Annotated in this window: 16 protein-coding genes; 13 read left to right on the forward strand and 3 right to left on the reverse strand. The window is 47.1% G+C overall.

The window, feature by feature from the left end; all coding sequences use genetic code 11:
• Nucleotides 1-82: 82 nt before the first annotated feature.
• The 3 genes from araA (at nucleotide 83) to BLS69_RS19845 (ending at nucleotide 4450) form a co-directional block, all read left to right on the forward strand.
• Nucleotides 83-1501 carry an L-arabinose isomerase gene (gene araA, locus BLS69_RS19835; protein WP_091035342.1) on the forward strand — a complete coding sequence of 473 codons (1419 nt, stop codon included), beginning with the start codon at nucleotides 83-85 and terminating at the stop codon, nucleotides 1499-1501.
• 148 nt (nucleotides 1502-1649) lie between these two features.
• A complete protein-coding gene (locus BLS69_RS19840) occupies nucleotides 1650-2420 on the forward strand; it encodes an AAC(3) family N-acetyltransferase (protein WP_091035345.1) in 771 nt (256 codons plus the stop codon).
• Nucleotides 2421-2755: 335 nt separating this feature from the next.
• Nucleotides 2756-4450: a histidine kinase N-terminal 7TM domain-containing diguanylate cyclase gene (locus BLS69_RS19845; protein WP_091035348.1), complete on the forward strand. Its 1695-nt coding sequence runs from the start codon at nucleotides 2756-2758 to the stop codon at nucleotides 4448-4450.
• 74 nt (nucleotides 4451-4524) lie between these two features.
• Here BLS69_RS19845 and BLS69_RS19850 read toward each other — a convergent pair whose 3' ends face one another.
• Nucleotides 4525-4872: a helix-turn-helix domain-containing protein gene (locus BLS69_RS19850; RefSeq protein WP_091035351.1), complete on the reverse strand. Its 348-nt coding sequence runs from the start codon at nucleotides 4870-4872 to the stop codon at nucleotides 4525-4527.
• A gap of 164 nt (nucleotides 4873-5036) precedes the next feature.
• Between BLS69_RS19850 and BLS69_RS19855 the strand changes: the two genes are divergently transcribed.
• The 3 genes from BLS69_RS19855 (at nucleotide 5037) to BLS69_RS19865 (ending at nucleotide 7726) form a co-directional block, all read left to right on the forward strand.
• Nucleotides 5037-5840 (forward strand): DNA-binding protein, encoded by an 804-nt coding sequence (locus tag BLS69_RS19855; protein WP_091035354.1) that lies wholly within the window; start codon nucleotides 5037-5039, stop codon nucleotides 5838-5840.
• A 185-nt stretch (nucleotides 5841-6025) separates the two neighbouring features.
• Nucleotides 6026-7168, forward strand: a complete 1143-nt coding sequence (locus BLS69_RS19860) for a WXG100 family type VII secretion target (RefSeq protein WP_091035357.1) — start codon at nucleotides 6026-6028, stop codon at nucleotides 7166-7168.
• Nucleotides 7169-7180: 12 nt separating this feature from the next.
• Nucleotides 7181-7726, forward strand: a complete 546-nt coding sequence (locus BLS69_RS19865) for a hypothetical protein (RefSeq protein ID WP_091035360.1) — start codon at nucleotides 7181-7183, stop codon at nucleotides 7724-7726.
• A 95-nt stretch (nucleotides 7727-7821) separates the two neighbouring features.
• On the opposite strand, the gene BLS69_RS19870 is transcribed toward BLS69_RS19865, so the two are convergent.
• Nucleotides 7822-8247, reverse strand: a complete 426-nt coding sequence (locus BLS69_RS19870; protein ID WP_091035363.1) for a hypothetical protein — start codon at nucleotides 8245-8247, stop codon at nucleotides 7822-7824.
• A gap of 369 nt (nucleotides 8248-8616) precedes the next feature.
• Between BLS69_RS19870 and nikA the strand changes: the two genes are divergently transcribed.
• The 6 genes from nikA (at nucleotide 8617) to BLS69_RS19900 (ending at nucleotide 15626) form a co-directional block, all read left to right on the forward strand.
• On the forward strand, nucleotides 8617-10167 hold the full coding sequence (gene nikA / locus BLS69_RS19875; protein ID WP_091035365.1) for a nickel ABC transporter substrate-binding protein: 1551 nt from the start codon (nucleotides 8617-8619) through the stop codon (nucleotides 10165-10167).
• Nucleotides 10167-11114 carry a nickel ABC transporter permease gene (nikB, locus tag BLS69_RS19880; RefSeq protein WP_091035368.1) on the forward strand — a complete coding sequence of 316 codons (948 nt, stop codon included), beginning with the start codon at nucleotides 10167-10169 and terminating at the stop codon, nucleotides 11112-11114. Before nikA ends, nikB begins: the two co-directional genes overlap by 1 nt.
• Nucleotides 11111-11965, forward strand: coding sequence for a nickel transporter permease (gene nikC / locus BLS69_RS19885; RefSeq protein WP_091035370.1), 855 nt, complete (start codon nucleotides 11111-11113; stop codon nucleotides 11963-11965). The genes nikB and nikC overlap by 4 nt, the downstream gene beginning before the upstream one ends.
• Entirely contained in the window at nucleotides 11962-12762 is an 801-nt protein-coding gene (locus tag BLS69_RS19890; protein WP_091035373.1) for an ABC transporter ATP-binding protein, read from the forward strand. The genes nikC and BLS69_RS19890 overlap by 4 nt, the downstream gene beginning before the upstream one ends.
• Entirely contained in the window at nucleotides 12759-13730 is a 972-nt protein-coding gene (locus BLS69_RS19895; RefSeq protein ID WP_091035376.1) for an ABC transporter ATP-binding protein, read from the forward strand. Before BLS69_RS19890 ends, BLS69_RS19895 begins: the two co-directional genes overlap by 4 nt.
• Before the next feature lie 390 nt (nucleotides 13731-14120).
• Entirely contained in the window at nucleotides 14121-15626 is a 1506-nt protein-coding gene (locus BLS69_RS19900; protein ID WP_091035380.1) for a malate:quinone oxidoreductase, read from the forward strand.
• Between the two features lie 244 nt (nucleotides 15627-15870).
• Here the strand turns inward: BLS69_RS19900 and BLS69_RS19905 are convergent, their stop codons facing one another.
• Nucleotides 15871-19002 (reverse strand): hybrid sensor histidine kinase/response regulator, encoded by a 3132-nt coding sequence (locus BLS69_RS19905; protein WP_091035384.1) that lies wholly within the window; start codon nucleotides 19000-19002, stop codon nucleotides 15871-15873.
• Nucleotides 19003-19137: 135 nt separating this feature from the next.
• On the opposite strand from BLS69_RS19905, the gene BLS69_RS19910 reads away from it, so the two are divergent.
• On the forward strand, nucleotides 19138-20274 hold the full coding sequence (locus tag BLS69_RS19910) for a response regulator (RefSeq protein ID WP_091035386.1): 1137 nt from the start codon (nucleotides 19138-19140) through the stop codon (nucleotides 20272-20274).
• The last annotated feature ends 65 nt before the right edge of the window (nucleotides 20275-20339 follow it).

Below are 20339 nucleotides of genomic sequence, written 5' to 3' on the forward strand. Positions count from 1 at the left end.
GATCGAAAGATGGTACTGCAATCGGAGTGGTAAGTGTAAACCCATTAGTTCAACTATAAAATAATGAAATGAGGATGATTATATGTCAGCAGCAAAAGAATTCTGGTTTGTGGTCGGTTCACAGCACTTGTACGGAGAAGAAGCACTGGGTGAAGTAAAAGCCAACGCACAGAAAATCACGGATGCCCTTAATGCAAGTGGCGTACTGCCGTACCCGCTCGTATTGCAGGATCTGGCGGTAAGCGCAGACAAAATCACAAGCACGATGAAAGAAGTGAATTATCGCGACGAAGTAGCGGGCGTCATCACATGGATGCATACATTTTCCCCAGCGAAAATGTGGATTCGTGGTACAAAATTGCTGCAAAAACCTTTGCTTCACTTGGCGACGCAATTTAATGAAAGCATTCCGTGGGCAACCATCGATATGGACTTCATGAACTTAAACCAAGCGGCACACGGTGACCGCGAATATGGTTTCATTAATGCCCGTCTGAGAAAACAAAATAAAATTGTTGTTGGTTACTGGGAGCGCCCAGAAGTGCAACAGCAGGTCGCTGACTGGATGGACGTAGCGGTAGCTTATAATGAAAGCTTTAACATCAAAGTTGCTCGTTTCGGTGATAACATGCGTAACGTGGGCGTAACCGAAGGGGATAAAGTGGAAGCACAGATCCAATTTGGATGGACGGTTGATTACTTTGGCATCGGCGACCTCGTGCAATACGTGAACGCTGTAACAGAGCAGGAAGTCGATGATCTGATCGCTCAGTATGGAGACCTGTATGAATTTGATTACGGCACGAACAGCAAGGAAGCTTGGGAAGCCAGCGTACGTGTGCAAGCGAGTTATGAAATTGCCATTAAACGTTTCCTGGACGAAGGTGGTTACAGTGCCTTCACTACAAACTTCGAAGATCTGCATGGAATGAAACAACTTCCGGGTCTGGCCGTGCAACGCCTGATGGGTCAAGGGTACGGATTTGCCGGTGAGGGTGACTGGAAAACAGCTGCGCTGGATCGCTTGCTGAAAATCATGGCCCATAACGAGAACACAGGCTTCATGGAAGATTACACATACGAGATGGCCGCTGGACAGGAAGCGATCCTGCAATCTCACATGCTTGAAGTAGATCCGACACTGGCCAGCACCAAACCGAGAATCATCGTGTCCCCACTGGGTATTGGCGATCGTGAAGATCCGGCACGTCTCGTATTCGATGGCAAAGCAGGCGAAGGTGTCGTGGTATCCATGGCAGACTTCGGTACCCACTACAAACTGTTGATCAATGAAGTATCTGCATTTGAGCCAACTGTTCCAGCGCCTAACCTGCCGGTAGCACGTGTTCTGTGGAGCGTGAAGCCAAACTTCCAGGACGGGGTAAAAGCATGGATCGAAAATGGTGGTGGTCACCATACGGTTGTATCCTTAAACCTGACGACAGATCAGATCGTGACGTATGCGAAGCTGGTGAATCTGGAGTACGTTATTATTAAGTAAAAGTTGAGTGGTAGCTACTGCCTGAACTCATACAAATTCTTTCTCTGTGGCCGGGGGTTAACCCTCGGCCCTTTGTTTGTTATGCTGAGAAGCTGAGCAAGGATTTGCTTTTTCATCGAAAAGGGATAAGAAATGAAGGAGGAAAGACATGTATACAAAAGAAAGCTTGATGCAGCAACTTGAGCAGCTTGGTATGGATAGGCAAGGCACATTGCTCATTCACTCTTCAATGAAAAGTATTGGCGAGGTTGAAGGTGGAGCAGATACGGTGTTGGATGCCTTTAGCGACTATATGAAAGAGGGATTGTTGGTGCTTCCCACGCATACGTGGTCTACCATTAATGCGGATAACCCAGTGTTCCACGTGGAAACTTCTGTATGCTGCGTAGGCATTCTGCCTGAGCTTTTCCGTAAACGTCCGGGCGTGGTTCGTTCGTGGCACCCTACGCACTCGGTAGCAGCACTCGGAAGGGATGCAGAGGCATTTACGAAGGATGATCATCTCTTCGATACACCGTGTGCGAGAGGTTCAGCATGGGGGAAACTGCTCGATCGAAAAGCGACGATCTTGTTAGTAGGCGTTGACTTGAAGCGGAATACATTTATCCATGGGGTCGAAGAGTGGGTGGACATCCCTGGCAGAATGACGGACGAGCATGAGATGCTTTATACGGTTTTACCAGATGGAAGCCAGATTTCAGTACCATCCCGCAGGCATTGTGGGTTGCCATGGTCAGAGCATTTCTGGAAAGTAGACGAGGTATTGGTTCGCGAAGGTGCGATGCGTAAAGGAAAGCTCGGTGATGCGGTTGTTAGAGTGTGTGATGCGACTAAGACAGCAGAGGTAATTACGGAAATGCTGAAGGATAACCCCGATCTATTCACGGACAACCTCCCTCTGGATGCAGTAAACGAATGATACAAGGGCCGTCCGGTAGACGGATGGCTCAATATCGATCACTTGATGATGTCTAATACCTCCCGAGCAGATGATGTACTCTCCTGTTTTGCACTCCAAACCTTCAAAAGCATTCACAAATAATCAGAAATAGATCAGCATTTCGATCAGAGGTTGGTCGGACTTCCAGTGTATGGGCTACTCACCCTTATGGTGGTGTGATAAGATATGGTTAAATTAACCAATAAGTATGGCGTAGCAGAATTGTATAGGTGTTTATTGAAGTTATATATAAGTATCACATAGAATCATGAACAACCACGTTGTCATTGTAGCATCTAAGAAGGAGAAGATTCGTGAACCCATTAGTATGGTATGATCTCTTTTTATTTGTCCTATTGTTCGGTGTAGGTGTATATGTGTTTGCTACGGTTAGAATTACGAACTTACATAAGGTGTACTTTTTGTTTCACGGGTTGATGATGCTCTGGCCTTTCTGCCAATTTGCGAGTACGCTCACGGACGATTCCGGTCTGCAATTGTTCTATGTGACGTTATCTTTCGTCGCGGTCTCCCTGCTTGGGAGCGGGTGGCTTCTACTGACAATCTTTATTACCGGTTACGCGGAGCGGTTGATTGCAAAAGGAACGTTCCTGCTATTTGTCCCAGCGGTGATCGGGGCTATAGGTGTAGTCGCAAACCCATGGAATGAGTTCGTCATCCCACTGGAGGGTGGGTACATCGAGCGGGCTTACGGGCCTTGGTTCTGGGTTGTGATGGTTATTCTGGTGAGCTATTTCTTGGCGTCCCTCGTCGTTCTGTTCCGGGCGGTGTATTCATCGCAGACGTCTGCCATGATCAAAAAACAGGTGAGGATTACCCTATGGGGTATCTTTGTCTTGGCTGTGTTTGCAACGATTGATGCGATTCTAAATGTCGTTCTAGCCCGCTGGTTGCCGATCATTCCTGGCATGACTTCACTGGGGATCTTTCTGTCGGACCTTTTCTTTGTCTATGTGATCAAAAGATACAATGTGTTCGATCTGGTCTCCATCGCGCATGAGGACGTAATCAATACCATTCCATATGGCATCCTGGTACTGGATGAGAATGAAGTCATTGTTGAAGCGAACAAAGCCTCTCGATCCTTTATGGATCTGCATGTGGGGGATTCTTTTGATATGGAAGCCTTTCTGGAGTCTGTTCATGTTGTGGGCAGCTGTCGGGAGTTCGTGAATCATTATAAGAAAAAAGAAAATACCCTCTCTCAGATTGAAGTGATCGTGGAGCGGGATAACAACATTCGGCATTATATCTTGCAATCTTCTCCGATTGTGGATTCGGCTCTTGTGCCGATCGGTCATATTCTCACGTTCCAGGATGTCTCGCAGGAGCGTTTCTATGTAAAAGAGATGAATCGCCAGAACGTAACGCTTCAGGAGCGCAATCAGGCGCTGGACTTGATACGTCAGGAGTTATCCGAGGCCAATCGCAAACTGGAGGAACTCGCGCTGACGGACAGTTTAACCAACTGTTACAACCGCCGTTATCTGACCCAACATCTTAACCACGAGGTCATTACCAATATTCAATACAAAACACCATTCTCACTCCTGCTGCTTGATATCGACTACTTCAAAGCGATCAATGATCGCTATGGGCATGTCATCGGGGATGAAGTGCTCGTTCGCACGGCGGAAGCTGTCAAACAATCGATTCGCAGCACCGATATCCTGACGCGTTATGGCGGGGAAGAGTTCATGATCTACCTTCCGCATACGGAGCATGACTTGGCGAACCAAATCGCAGAGCGCGTAAGAACAGCTGTGGAGTCCAACCACATCATGGTGGATCACGAGATTATGCAGGTGTCCATTACGATTAGTATTGGGATTCTATCCTTTGAGGATTTTGAAGTTGTGCATGTACCGGACAATCCGGAGGGGTATTTGACGCAGCTATTCGCTGCGGTGGATAAGGCACTGTATCAGGCGAAGCAGAATGGACGGAACAGAGTGGAGTTTGCGGAGTTTGAGCGTGGAGTTGTTTGAAAAGGGAAGAAAGAAAAGAGTGGGGGTGTACTCCACTCTTTTGGTGTTAGTGCATGATGTTGATCCAGATATATTTAATCGGAATTTTTATGTGTTTTTTCGATAGCATTTAAAACTTCTTTGCTAATTTTGGTCAATGATACGATTATATTTGTACTTTTGCCGCTTATTAGAGTTATATGTTCATCCAAGGCTCTTTTGTACTCAGAGTCTTCTTTAAATTTAAAGATTTCTTCAGCAGTGACCTGCAATCCATTCATTATTTTCTCAAGAGTCTCCAAAGAAATGTTACGATCTCCCCGTTCAACCCCACCAATATAGCTGTAATGAAGACCTGCTGCTTCCGCCAGTTGTTCCTGAGTCCAGCCTTTTGCCTTCCTTAACTCACGTATTCGATTTCCTACGTCCTCTGGTAAACTCATTTGATCACCTCCACTTAAGGTTAGAAGAGGTTATAGAATCCTTACAGACTAATATGTGCAAAGGAAATAATTATTAAACAGTACTTATAAGTACAATTTATATTGATCTTCTTTTGGTTTATCTATACAATTATAAGAAAATCGATAATTAAGGAGGATTATCTTTGCGGAAATCTATCCTAAAATCACTCAAACCGGACATCATTGTTGAAATGTTGGATATGGCTGTGGCTTTTGAAAATTGGAACAAGGTGATGGAGAGGGCGGACATGTTATATCAATGTGTTGAGTCTATCCATGAAGAGCGGCAGGAGTATCAGTCAAAGGGAGTGCCTGCACCACATATACATACCGAGCGGCCTTTGGTCTACTATTACGGGTTCAGTCACCTAATGCGGGGTATGGCTCACCAGAAGATGGGACAGGTAGATCAGGCGCGGGCATTTATCGATCAATATGCAGAACTGGGTTGGATGGAGGATCTGGATGAGGTAGGTATTCAGGTGGTGCAGGAGTTTAAGCATAAGGCACAGGTGAATCGTTATGCTCTTGAGATTGAAGCCGGGCAGGTGGAACTGCTGGAGGAGTTTGTGAACTTTTTGCAAGAGCATCCGGAGGAATGGTTGGCAGGTCTAAAGGTGATTATGGAGGCAGCAGTGCACCATAGATGGCAGATTGATCGTGTTTTACAGGTGTTTGAGGATCAGATGCTGGGCGATGGCACAGAAATGAATTCTTCAAACAACGATGATATGTACCATTACAGTTATCAGCGGGCTTTGTATGAACAGTGGATGGGAAGAGCACAGAAGGCCGTGGAGTTCATTTTGCAGGCAATTCAGTTAGCAGATAAGCTTGAGGTGGATCGGTATTTTATAAGGTGCACGGCATTGTTGGAATCATTGCGGGAAGAGGCAACAGCGGAACAGATTGTACGGTATCGGGTGTTTTTGGAGGAGATGAAGTAGAAGAGGTGTTTACTGAAACTGGTAGGATATGCCTTGAAGTGGGTATATGCATATAGGACCATAGCACCGATGAGGAGCACAGCTTGTGTATTTACCATGGTGAAATCAGGATGTTAGCCGGATAGTTTACATAGTACACTTCTGCTAACATAGGATAATCCTATTTCGAATGAGCGGAGAAACGTATGAGTACAATCAAAGTTACCCCTGAACAACTACATCACGTATCGAATCAGGTGGATCAAGCCAGACAACAGTTGGAGAGTATACGAAGTGATCTGACGAGACAGATCATGTTCGTTCAGATGATGTGGATGGGCGCGAAGCAGGAGCGATTTTACTATGAGTTCGAGCAGTCACGACCTATACTGGATAAAGCGCTGGAGAGTATGGTGAATACATCCAAGGAATTGAAGGATATCGCCACGCGTTTCCAAGATGCAGATGCTCAGAAGGTAAGTCTGGGTGGTGCGTTTGGAGCAGTCGGTGCCGCAGCTATGATGACCAAATCAACAGGTGATTCAGGTTCGGGTGACAAGGGCTATCGGATGGCGCAAATCAATATGTTCGGTAAATTGGTATGGATTCCTGTCAACGAGAATGGTGTTGCGGATCAGGCTGCTCTTCAGGCGTATCAGAGAGATCAGGGAAATCTGGACTTTAATCGCATGCAAGCTGTGAACGTTGAACCGCCTGGGGAAGATATTTTTGCGTTACAGATCAAGGCTTTTGAGATGGGGATTCATCCTACGACGGGAGAGCCTGTATCCGATAAGTATGCTCAGATGATGGTGACCTCTCTGAAGTTTAGTCAGATATTCATGGCGATTCAGATGGTTCGTGGGAGTATGCCGGGTGGTAAAGGGCCTCATCGATTGCCAGCTTCTAATCTTGCTGTGGCGAAGATTAAGCAGCATATTGAGGCTGCTAAGGCGGAGAAAGGGAGTATAGAAAAAAATGCACTAGAGGCAACTCCAAAAGCCACGGAGCAGAGAGCTCAGTTGAGCCAAAATCTGATTGACCATGTTATTAATAGACATTCTGTTAATAGTACGAAGCAACAACTTCCATATCTCCAAAAGAAAATGTCCGATGAACAAATCAATGAAATGCTAAGTAGAAAGTCTTTCTTTAATAAAGAGTGGTCTGATAATAAAATAACTGATGCGTCTACAGAGGCCGTTAATCAGTTGAAACAACAGGGAATAAAGGATGGATTGCATACTGTTACTGTATTTGATGAACAGATTAAAGTTTTCATTAGAAATGATAATGTTGATTCCGTTTATGGTACACATATATATAAAATTAGTGATTTAATAGATTAGGGGTGTTCAAATATGTTCACTATTTCATTTAAAGCAATTGATAACTTTGATGAAATTAAACAAATGTCTGCAAAGCAGTTTGATCTAACGAAACAAGATATCGAGGGAATTATTGAATTGGACTTTAACGGAAGTAAGTACGGTATGTTCTTTGACGATTGTCCATTTGGTAATGAAAGACTTATTAGATGGTTTGAGGACTTACTGACTATAGTCCAGAAGATTAGAATACATCAATATGTTGCTTATCGAATTCCTGATAGCGCTAATTTGTGGCTGGAGTTTAAACAGCAGGGAGTGGAACTACAAGTTAGTTTAGTAGAAGATATTGATCGGGAAGTTATTCTGGACCTATTTATTACTGAACCACTTGAGGAATTTAGATACTCAACTTGGAAGGATGTTAATGTAAGTTCGACTTCCTTTACAGAAGAAATTATGAAAAATGCGCATCAGTTTCTGGACTTTGTTACTGAATTGAATCCTGACATACTGCAGAGTACGAGTATTCAACTACTTCAGGAAAAGTTAACCGATGTAAAGCGACTGACCTCATAGAGAACCTACTTTGCTAAAAATGTTGATTACGAAGGATAAATTTATATCAAACTTTTCAGCATGTAATCATTCTGAATACAGGCTATATGACACTCTTATTCTATGGCATCATAAAGTTCCGACATTCGGTCAGCCAATTCCAACTGTGGCTGCATTCGCTGATGATTCATATCGGTAGGTGTCATGTACAGCACTTCTTTTCCCTGCTCAAACATCGTGACATGGAACAAAACCCCTGTTGCATCTTTTAGGTCAGGATCGAGTACGATTTCTAAATCGCGTAACTTTTCAATCCATTCCTGAATCAGCACTTGATCTCTAGTTGTTCTTTTAGTACCATCACCACCACTCATCATTTCAATAGAATCAACCTGTGTAATATCGCCAGGATAGAAGGTGTGTAATTCCTTCGGTACTTTACTTACTCCGACTTGATCGGGCTGATTAGAACTTTGGCAGCCGCTAAGAATCAGGGCCATAACAGTAGCAAACATTAAGGCGATAAGTGAATATCTTCTCATCGTACTCCCCCTCTTAGTCCCTAAACGAATTTTGCATTTGAAATGTTCCGCATAAACTCTATTTTGTTTAATCCTTAAAGTACATCAAGGTTACTGTTCACATTTGCTGGAAGACTATAAAACTGGGTTGTAAGTACTCGAAAAATCTTGCATGGTTCTACATCTAAACAATCCCGGATCGCAAAGGAAATAAACCATATTAAAGCCCTCATATGTAACAAAAAACATGAAGAATCCGCTCTCATCCGAGAGTCGGATTTTTTCTCGTTCTAACACCAATATAACTCTTGTCAAAACGTAATCATTACGATATGATAATACTCATTGTTTAGATCATAATGATTACGATTAAGAGAGAGGGGCATTACCTTGAATAAAAAGACGCCACTGCTAGCGCTGTTCTCCTTGGCCTTGAGCGCTGGACTGTTGAGCGCCTGCGGATCATCTGAGTCTAGTCCCGCTGCGCAACCATCCACCGATAATAAAAATGTTCACTTCCTATATAACTTCTCCACGAGTTCGCTAGATCCACATGTGGATTCCAGCTATGTGCCGCTGCGCGCGGGCATTACGGAAACGCTGGTTCGTCTCGATGAAGAGAACCTGACGGTTGCTCCATGGCTCGCCGAGAGCTGGAAGAGCGAAGATGGGCAACATTGGACGATCGACCTGCGAGATGATGTGACCTTCCAGAACGGCAAGCCAATGACAGGTGAATCCGTTAAGGCATCCCTTGAGCGGGCACTGGAAGAGAATGTAGCCATCCAGAACGCGCTGAAAATCGATACGATTGAAGCCGAGGGCGACAAGCTGGAGATCACCACAACTCAGCCGTTCCCGGAGTTCGCTTCCGAGCTGGTGAATCCGAACACGGCGATTATCGACGTGAGTGAGCCGGACATTGTGAACAAGCCCATTGGTACGGGTCCGTTTAAACTGACTTCTTTTACCCCAGGCAGCAAGCTGGAACTGAATCGTTATGATGAATACTGGGACGGAGCATCGCCTCTGGATTCCATCACGTTCTCATTCAATGAAGATGCCAATGCCCGTACACTAGCGCTCAAATCTGGTCAGGTAGATATCGTATACCGTCCGGAAGTCGAAAGCCTCGAATCGCTCAAAGCGATGGACGGCATGAAGGTTGAGTCCACATCGACATTCCGCGTGCATCAGCTAACGATGAACATGCAGCGGGAGAGTATGAAGGACCTCAATGTTCGTCGTGCGCTGGATGCTCTGATTGACCGTCAGGGTATCGTGGACACGATCCTGCTCGGCTACGGTGAAGCTGCTATCGGACCGTTCCTGCCATCGCTGCCATTCGCACCAACCTATACGGATACAGCAACGGAATCCGGAGCTGATGTCGCTGTAAAATATCTTGGCGAAGCAGGGTACACGCAGCAAAACGGCGTGATGACCAAGGACGGCAAACCGTTGCAGTTGACGCTGCTGACATATTCAGCCCGTGCCGATCTGCCACTGATTGCTCAAGTGTTCCAATCTGATGCGAAGAAGATCGGCATCGACGTGCAGATCCGTCAGATTGACACGCCAGAAGATTATATGGCATCCAACCGCGACTGGGATATTGCGACCTACAGTAATTTGACAGCTCCGCGTGGGGATGCAGGATATTACCTGAATGCGACGTACCATCCGAAAGGTGCTCTTAACTTCAGCGGATCGGAAGATCCGGAGCTGACCAAGATCATCGACGAATTGAATCTCACAGTTGCACCAGAGAAGCGCGCAGAGCTAGCCGAGAAGGCAGCCAACTATGTGCATGACAACGTGCTGAATTCATTCGTGCTGCATCCAGGTACGATCGTTGCCTACAACGGCAAGAAGATCAAGAACTGGGTTACCACTCGCAGTGAATATTACATGATCACCAATAAGCTGGATGTGATGTAATGTTTCGCATTTTGCTTCGGAAGTTCCTTGAAGTATTTATCTTTCTGTTGTTCATTATGTTTGTGAGCTTTCTGTTCATTCGTCTGGCTCCCGGTGATCCGGTGCTGACGATCCTGAATGTGGACGAACTGTCTGTTAGTCAGGAGCAGGTCGAAGCTGTACGCGAGGAAATGGGTTTCAACGATTCGCTTCCTGTCCAGTTCGGCAACTGGTTGCTCGATTTCGTTCGACTCGACTTCGGCGTATCGTACTCGACAGGTCAGCCCGTCATGCAGACCCTGATGCGTGCGCTGCCTGCTACGGCTGAACTGACGATTGGCGCACTGCTGGTCATGCTTGTTATAGCTATCCCGCTCGGCTCGCTATCAGCACTCCATCGTGGCAGTTGGATTGACCGCGGCAGCCGGATGCTCTCCATTGTGGGTGCGGCGGTGCCAAGCTTTTGGCTGGGTCTAATCCTGATCGACATGTTCGGCGTACGCTTCGGCAATCTGCCGACCATGGGCAGGGATGGATTCGCCTCGCTTATTCTGCCATCTCTGACGCTGGGACTTGCCATCTCCAGCGTTTATGTGCGTCTTTTGCGTTCCAGCCTGCTGGATTCACTAAGTCAGGAGTTCGTTCGGTCCGCCCGGGCAAGAGGGTTATCCGAAGGCCGGATCTTCATGCTTCACGCGTTTCGGCACAGTCTGCCGCCTGTCATTACGGTATTTGGCGTAAGTCTCGGCAGCCTGATTGGCGGAGTTGTCGTGATTGAAGTGTTGTTCGCTTATCCGGGTATCGGCAAGCTTGTCGTTGACGCCATCCGCCAGCGTGATTATCCACTGATTCAGGGTTACATTCTGATCATGGCTATCGTGGTATTCCTCGTGAATACGGCAGTTGATCTGTCTTATCGTTATTTGAATCCCGAAATGAAACTGAAGGAAAAGGAGGCCCACCGATGAAAACCATACCCCTGCTCATTCCAACGACAAAATCTAAAAAACATAACTGGCAGGCGATCATTGGTCTGCTGTTTGCACTGCTGGTCATCGCGGCCTCCTTATATGCCTTTTTATACTTGAAGCATGATCACACCTTAACGGATCTGCGCGGACGATTGCAGGGCGCAAGTGCTCTCCATCCGTTCGGTACCGACCATCTGGGCCGCGATGTACTGACACGTCTGCTGCTTGGCGGCGGCCAAACACTGGGTTATAGCTTGCTGGCACTCGGTGCTGCACTGCTGATCGGTATTCCGTTTGGACTTATCGCAGGATACAAACGTGGATGGGTCGATAAGCTGTTCATGCGAATTGCTGATGCTTTTCTAGCTTTCCCTGATACTATCGTGGCGATTGTGCTCAGTGGCCTGCTTGGCGCGGGAATCGGTAATCTGGTATTGGCAATCGTGATTGTGAAGTGGGTTAGCTACGCCCGTCTCGTTCGAAGTACGGTCTTATCTGAGTCACAAAAGGATTACATTCGCATCGCCCGGACCAACGGACTTTCGGACGGTCGTATCATGAGAAAACATCTGCTTCCGCATATCGCAGGCCATGTGCTCGTGCTGGCCAGTCTTGATCTGGGCAAAATTATTCTGCTCATCTCATCATTGTCCTACATTGGCCTTGGCGCACAGCCGCCAACACCTGAATGGGGTGCGATGCTGAATGACTCGCGGCCTTACTTCCAGTCTCGGCCAGAGCTGATGATCTATCCTGGTCTTGCCATTGTCTCGGTAGTACTGCTCGCGAACATGCTGGGCGACTATCTGCGAGACCGGTTTGACGTGAAGAAGGAGGTGCAGCCATGATTCTCTCCATTGAGGAACTGAGCATCTCCAGCCAGGATCGCACTATTGTAGATCAAGTCTCTCTGGCTGTTCGCGAAGGTGAATTTATGGCATTGGTTGGACAGAGCGGTAGCGGCAAAAGCTTGCTCTCGCAAGCCATTGGTCGTCTGTTGCCGCCCAACCTGCATGCGTCGGGTCGAGTCATGTTCGAAGGCAGCAACCTGCTCGAACGGAATCCGAAGGAGATGCGCGCCCTGCGGGGAAGCCGCATCTCATATATTTTTCAAGACTATCAGGGAGCGTTTACGCCATTCCGTAGCATTGGCGGACACTTTGATGAATACCAGAAGGTACATGGGGAAAAGTCTTCTTCCATCCGCAAGAAACGGGCTGAGGAAGCATTGGAATCCGTTGGCCTTGGCGCTGAATTGCTGCGCCGCTACCCGTTCCAGTTGAGCGGTGGGCAGCTTCAGCGGGCCTCGATTGCCACATCGCTGATGCTGTCTCCTCGTTTGTTAATCGCAGACGAGGCAACGACGGCGCTCGACAGTGTATCCGGTCATCGCGTACTGGAACTGCTGGCACGCAAACAAGCGGAGACGGGATGTGCCATTTTGTTTATCACACACGACTGGCGCCATGTACGTCGCTATGCCAACCGCTTGGCTGTGATGAAGGAAGGGCAGATCGTCGAATCTGGTGGGAAACATCGCATTCTTGACCATCCCCAGCATGAATATACGCGTCAGCTGATTGATGCGGCTCCCGTCCTGAGTCGCTCGCTGAAGTCGGGATTGAAGGAGGCAGGAACGGAATGAAGACAACCACAAATGATGAACGCCGTGGACTCGTGCAGTCCGAAGAAGAATCTGGTGTGCGAAGCCACGATTTTGCAAAAGACGTAAACCATGCAGACACAGACAATGCAGTCATAAATACTACAGAAACAGATCATGCAGTTAAAGATGCGGATATAGATACCACGGTTACAGGCAATGCTTCATCGCTCAGCATCCCTGGCAATCCTGTGCTTCACGTGGAACATCTCAGCCGAACGTATGCAGGTGCAGACCGACCGGCTGTGAATGATATTTCCTTCACTCTGAACCACGGCGAATGCCTTGGCCTGGTTGGCGAGAGCGGCTGTGGCAAGAGTACACTCGCACGCTGTCTGTTGAGGATCGAAGATGCAGATACGGGCTCAATTACACTGGGCGGACAGGATATCGCGCGGCTGAGCGGCCGACGGTTGCGACCTCATCGCCGGAAGATTCAGATTGTTTTCCAGAATCCAATGGCAGCACTAAACCCGAAGCTCAAGATTGCCGATTCACTAATCGATCCGTACGAACAACTTGGAGGGAACGCTGAGCTGTCCCACTTTACCTACACATCGAAGGAGGCATACGTCCAAAAGCTGCTTGAAGCGGTCGAGCTTCCAAGCGATTTGGCTGGACGTTACCCCCATGAGCTAAGTGGTGGACAGCGTCAGCGCGTCACGATTGCACGTGCTATTGGCATTGAACCGGACGTTGTCGTTCTGGATGAACCTACGGCCAGCCTGGACGTGATCTCGCAAGGTGCAGTTCTGCAATTGCTTACCGATCTGCGGACATCACTTGGTCTTTCATACGTGTTCATCTCGCATGACTTGGCCGCGGTACATCGCATGAGCCAGCGCATCATCGTTATGCGGGAAGGTCAGATCGTTGACCGCTTTGGTGCAGATGCGTTGTTCGCCGAAGAACGCCATCCGTATACAAAGGAACTGATTTCAATTTTCTGAGTACTCCCGGAGACGCCGGGGGTGGTAATCGTTTATTTATAGTTTATTTATATATGAAGCCGCCTTACGAAGAGATTCGAGAGCGGCTTTTAGTGCATCCATGTAATAACCCAAAGTCCCCCTAAAACCGGGTTCCTTTCTTTGTTTTGAACAAATATATCTTTCAGGCCTATAACCGGGCTAACGTTCCGATGTAAACTAGCGTATACTGATGGAATAGCAAATATCTTGAAATTGCATATTTAAATTGCTCTATATTATTGATACACTAGATCAAGGTTATAATCATTCAGAGAAGGTGCGACCCCGTTCAAGAATGGGCTTGCTGCAAATGCCAAATCGATAACGCTTACATCCTTTTGGCAAATATAGGATATAAGGACGGTAGACATGAGCCAGGGACAAACGAGTACAGATGTTATCTTGATTGGTGCCGGAATTATGAGTGCAACTTTGGGAACTTTGCTAAAAGAATTGGCACCAGACTGGAATATTAAGGTTTTCGAAAAGCTAGCCACTGCAGGAGAGGAAAGCTCCAACGAATGGAATAATGCCGGAACCGGGCATGCTGCATTGTGCGAACTTAACTATACCGTTGAACGACCAGACGGAACCGTAGATATTAGCAAAGCGATTAAAGTGAATGAACAATTTCAGATCTCAAAGCAATTTTGGTCCTATCTCGTCAATAGCCGTCTGATTCGTAATCCGCGGGACTTCATTATGCCGATTCCTCATTTGAGTTATGTACACGGAGAGAGCAATGTCCAGTTTCTGAAAAGACGTTATGACTCCTTGTCGAATCACCCGCTGTTCGCAGGCATGGAATTCTCGGATGACAAGAAAGAACTGGCGAAATGGATGCCGCTGATGATGAAAGATCGTACCAGTAATGAACCTGTTGCAGCGACCAAAATTGACTCCGGTACGGACGTTAACTTTGGTGCTTTAACGCGTATGCTGATCAGACATTTGAAGGAACAACACGTGGGTATCCACTACGAACATAGCGTGAAGAATATGAAACGTACCAGCGATGGACAATGGGAATTAACCGTGAAAAACCTGAAGAGCGGTACAGTCGAACGCCATAAGGCAAAATTTGTCTTCATCGGCGCGGGCGGTGGAAGTCTGCATTTGCTCCAGAAGACGGGCATTCCGGAAGGTAAACATATCGGCGGATTCCCGGTCAGTGGCATCTTTATGGTGTGCAAAAATCCAAAAGTCGTGGAACAGCATCATGCCAAAGTATACGGCAAGGCTTCGGTAGGGGCTCCGCCGATGTCGGTTCCGCATCTGGATACCCGTTTTATCGACAATAAGAAGTCGCTGTTATTTGGACCGTTTGCCGGGTTCTCACCGAAGTTCCTGAAGACGGGTTCCAATGCCGACTTAATTACGTCGGTTAAGATGCATAATCTGCTTACGATGCTCGCAGCAGGTGTCAAAGAAATCTCTTTGACCAAATATCTGATCCAACAACTGATGTTATCTAAAGAACAACGCATGGCTGAATTGCGTGACTTTGTTCCGGGTGCGAAGAGCGAGGATTGGGATATGGTTCTGGCGGGCCAGCGTGTGCAGGTGATCAAGGATACCGTTCAGGGTGGCAAAGGAACGCTCCAATTTGGTACGGAAGTGGTCACGTCTGCAGATGGAACAATTGCGGCTTTGCTAGGTGCATCACCGGGTGCATCCACGGCGGTTCAAGTCATGCTTGAGATTCTTCAGCGTTGCTTCCCGCAGCATATGGAGGCATGGGAGCCTAAGATCAAGGAAATGATTCCATCCTATGGCATATCACTTGTGGAGAACCTGGATCTTCTCAAAGAGGTTCATTCTTCAACAGCCAAGGCGCTGGGGTTATCGGATGAAAAACATGTCCTGCACGTATAACGTTTAGTTTATCGTGTTAGATCATAATGAAGTCATAGAAAAGAGAGCTAAGCCGGGACGAACCCTGTGCTTAGCTCTCTTTTGGTTTATTTGGTATATCAGAACCTGAACTTGAACTCGAGCCTGGCTTGGAATTGAACTTGAACATGTCCGCTATCATCGCTTTCCCCGTAGACCTTACACAAAGCAAACGGATACGGATCGTACAATATGCCACTGTAGAGTCATAGAACGATCTTATCGCTCAGAATCTTGTGCTGCGGTCCAAAGGGATGACAAAGGAAACTTTTGTGCCTTGACCCGGCGAGCTGACGATGGTCAAACCTTGTCCGTACATCTGGGTTAACCGGCGATGTGTATTGGTTAATCCAATACCTCCCGTTCCGCCGGGACCTTTCTTGGGCCACGCCAGTGCCCGTTCGATCTGCTCGGGCTGCATCCCAACACCGTCATCCTCGATCTCAATCAAGGTACCGTTGGTTTGGTTGATGATTCGGATATGCACGGTTCCACCCTCAACTTTGCTGAGAATACCATGTCGAACAGCATTCTCAATGAGCGGTTGAATGGTGAGTGGCGGCAGGGATAGATCAAGATCATCGGGAATATCCCAGATGACGTTCAACCGATGCATGAATCGTTCTTTCTCAATGTAGAGATAGGCACGGGAGAGATCCAACTCATGAGTGACCTCAACCATTTTCTCCGAGTTAACAAAATGAAAGCTGGTCTGAAGATACTCGATAAAAGCATCGCCCAGTTTCTGCATTCGCTCCGTGTCCATCTCACTAAGAACCATGATTGAATTGAGCGTGTTAAAAAGAAAATGGGGCTGAATCTGTGCTTGTAAGTAAGCAGCCTCCATGCGCAGTCGCTCATCAATGGATTGTTTCAGCACAATTAATGACCCGATGCGATGCCTTAATTCAACGGCATCCACGGGCTTGGTGACATAGTCCGTTGCACCGGCCATGAATCCGGCGTACACATCAGCTGGTTCGTTACGAGCCGTCAACAACAGGATGGGAAGCTCCGATACCGAATAACGCTTGCGTACGTTCTCGGTCAGTTCATAACCGGACATATGAGGCATCATGACATCGGCAATTAGTAAGTCCCAAGGCTCCTTATCCAGCAATTCAAGTGCTTCAAGCGCCGAGGCTGCAGGTTGAATATGGTAAGGTTCATTCGCAAGCATGGAGATCAGTACTCGCAGGTTTACAGGATCATCATCGACGGCAAGAATACGGGCGGCAGTCTTATCCTGAGATATGGTCTGCTGCTGTGGCTCTGCAATCACAATTTCATCGAAACTGTGAGCGTCCCATTGCTGCTCAGTCTGATCCGATAGCGATGTGGTATCTGACCGTGGAAGCGAGATCTGGAAGGTCGATCCTTGCCCAGGTACGGATTGCACGGTGAGCTGACCGCCATGGAGTTCGGTGAGTTGCCTGCTAATATTGAGACCGAGGCCGATTCCTCCGCTTAAACGAGCTTCTGGGGTCCCTTGTTCATACGCCTCGAATATTCGCTGTTGTATCTCCTCACTCATACCAACACCTGTATCTGAGACTTGAATTAAAATGCTCTCTCCATGTTCCCGGACAGATACGGTAATCTTACCCTCATCGGTAAATTTGAGCGCATTATGCAACAGGTTGTAGAGCACCTGAACAAGTCTTCTCTCATCGGCCTGAATCAACGGCAGTGATTCTGGAATATCCACCTGCATATGGATGGGCTTGCCCTCTGCCATGAATCGGAACATACCGATCACGCCAGGAATGACAGATGCAAGAGATAAAGATTTCTTCTGAAGCGTAATGCGTTTTTCCTTCAAACGAATAACATCCAAGAGGTCATCAACCAGTTGGGACATGCGTCGGCCGATGGTAACTAAGAGCTTCATGTCTTCTGCCTGCTGCCCACCTGATTTACGCCGTTCACGGACCGCGATGCTCTCGGCGATATTGATGATCCCGTGCAGCGGTGTACGCAACTCATGAGCCGTATTCACAAGAAACTGATCCTTCTGGCGATCCTCCTCTTTGAGTTGTTCGTACAACTTCTCGATCTCACTTGAATTGCGAAAGTATTTTCTGAACCAATAGGCGGAGAAGCCAAACATGGCCGCGATCACATCGATCGGATAATACACGTTGGTAATTTCGCTATGTGAGTTCACAATTCCCCATAACACGCTTGATAGGCTGCTAGTAGCCGCAAAGAGCAAAAAGCTTGCGTCGCTTCGTTTCTCGGCTGCCATTCGGAAGAATAGGTAGACAGACCAGCCGATGGCAAACAGATAAAGGAAATCAGAAAGCCCAATCTCAAGTACATGATAGATCAGGGTCACTGGTGCGACGAGCAGAAATAAACAGTAAACGCCAAGCACGCTGGCATAGATACGGAACAGTTTACGCCCTTGTAGATTATGGGAGAAGCTTCTAGCCATCTGTAAAAGAAAGAATGCGAACAACGGATAGGAGAACGCTTTGGCCTTAACGATCCAAGTGAAGTTGAGTGGAATCCAACCCAATAACAGACTGTCATGGTCGGAGACGACCGTTAGGCCAGCTACCAGTGTCAGCATCGAGAACGTCAGCAGAGCTCGTTCCTTTCGGATAAACAGAAACATCACAAAAGCGTATAGGCTGTGCAAAAGCAGTATAGCGAATGTAATCTTTTGCAAGTCAATGGATAGTCCTCGCTCACTGCCAATGGCTTCTGGAGAACCAAAATAGAGAGAGCGTGTGATCCCTCCGCTATAAGGATCGTCAAAATTGGCTGTCTGCACCAAAAGATTGAGTTCGGTAGAACCCTCAAGCACATAGGAAGTCGTAAATGCAGTCCTTTCTGGTCGATAGGCTTCGGCATGAGTGGCAGGTTGGCCGAATTCGGCAACAATGGTCCCGTTCATCTCGATGATCGATGATGTCTGGATTTTCTGAGCCCAGAGAGAGACTTCCTCCACAGATGGATCTAAAAGTATACGAAGACGGTACGTTCCGTATCCGAACGACGATGAGGATTTTGGTAATGCATTACGCCAGTCACCGGGAACTTGAATCCATGAGGATAGGTTATCCGTTATTTTCGCATCAGAATTAGAGATTAACGCTTGGGGATAAAACTCCCATTCTCCATCTAGGGATATGGGTGAAGTGTTGGCGAGGTTCCAGCCTCGAAGGTCCAACACGCCTTCAATGGGTTCAGGATGTGCGGGTATAGTGAAAGTCTCGGACCATATCCAGCGAAAGCCAAGCAAAATAGTCAGGAATAGAATCGACAGCACTACATATCGGGGTATCTTTTTATAGGTTATTGGTTTCATGGCAGACTTTAGTTTTCGACAGTTTACTTCAAATTCCTGCATGCCCTCTGCCAAAAATGAACATTTTTTTGAATTCCGGAACATAGATTCTATATTTAAATGATAGCGGTCCCACGTCAGGATTTATGGTAAAATTATAGATTAAAGGGTGATCAGTGAGCCAGAGGAGTTGTGCATATGAGAGTGATTTTGGTAGATGATGAATATCTCGCTCTGAGCAGGTTGAACAAACTGTTGCAAGAGAGAGAGGATTGCGAAGTTATCGGCTCTTTTCTGACGGCACAGGAAGCCATAGATCAGATCAAACTTCATCTGCCGGAAATCGTCTTCATGGACGTTCAAATGCCGGGGATGAACGGAATCGAGGCGACCGAACGTATCCATGAGGTTTCTCCTGGAACAGAAGTTATTTTCACAACCGCATATAACGAACATGCACTGACAGCTTATGGGCTTGAAGTGCTGGACTATATTATGAAGCCTGTAACGCGTGACCGTTTGGAAAAAACGATGAAGATGTATCAACGCCGAACGGTGCCAGCAAGTCTGAATATAGCAGAAGAGCCATCCATGTTAATCCGCTGTCTGGGAATGCTTCAGGTCCAACTGCACCCGAATGAGCCGCCAAAACATATGAAGTTCAGAACAACCAAGATTAGAGAGTTATTCGCCTATTTGCTTCACCATCGGAACAAACCGATTAAACGGGATACGTTACTCGAGCTGTTGTGGCCAGAGTTGGATGAGCGGAGAGGTATATCCAATCTGCACAGTGGCATCCATCGCTTACGCAGCATGATGAACGAATTCATGGGCGAGGACAATATGGTCATTCGTTATCAACAGTTTGGTTATCTATTGGAAACGGGTGAATTCAGGATTGATGCTGAAGAATGGGAGAGTCGTCTTAACCGATTGCCTCTATTATCATCGTCTACAATAGCTGAACATCGGCAGACCTCAGATCAATATGAGGGCAAATATTATAGTGAAGACGATTATGTATGGGCTGAGTTGGAGCGCGAACGATTGCATGCACTCTGGCGTAACCACGCCATGCAACTCGCACAATATTACATCGAACTGGGACAGAATACGGAAGCACTCACGGTATATCACCGGGTACAGCAATTCGAGCCATCATTGGAGGAAGTCGGACTGGCCTTAATGAAGACCTACGATCGATTAGGCAATAAAGATCCTGTGGTCGCTCAATATAACCAGTTGGTTATCGCTTTAGAGCAAGAGGCAGGTATACGTCCCGGCCTGGAAGTTGAGTTATGGTACCAACAATGGAAACAATCAAATATGTAATTGAAAATATTCAGCCTCGCAGCTTCATTTGCAAGGCTGTTTTTTTGTTGTATTTACGAGCGAAA

The sequence above is a fragment of the Paenibacillus sp. CF095 genome (assembly GCF_900101225.1).
In the GTDB taxonomy this organism is placed as follows: Bacteria; Bacillota; Bacilli; order Paenibacillales; family Paenibacillaceae; genus Paenibacillus.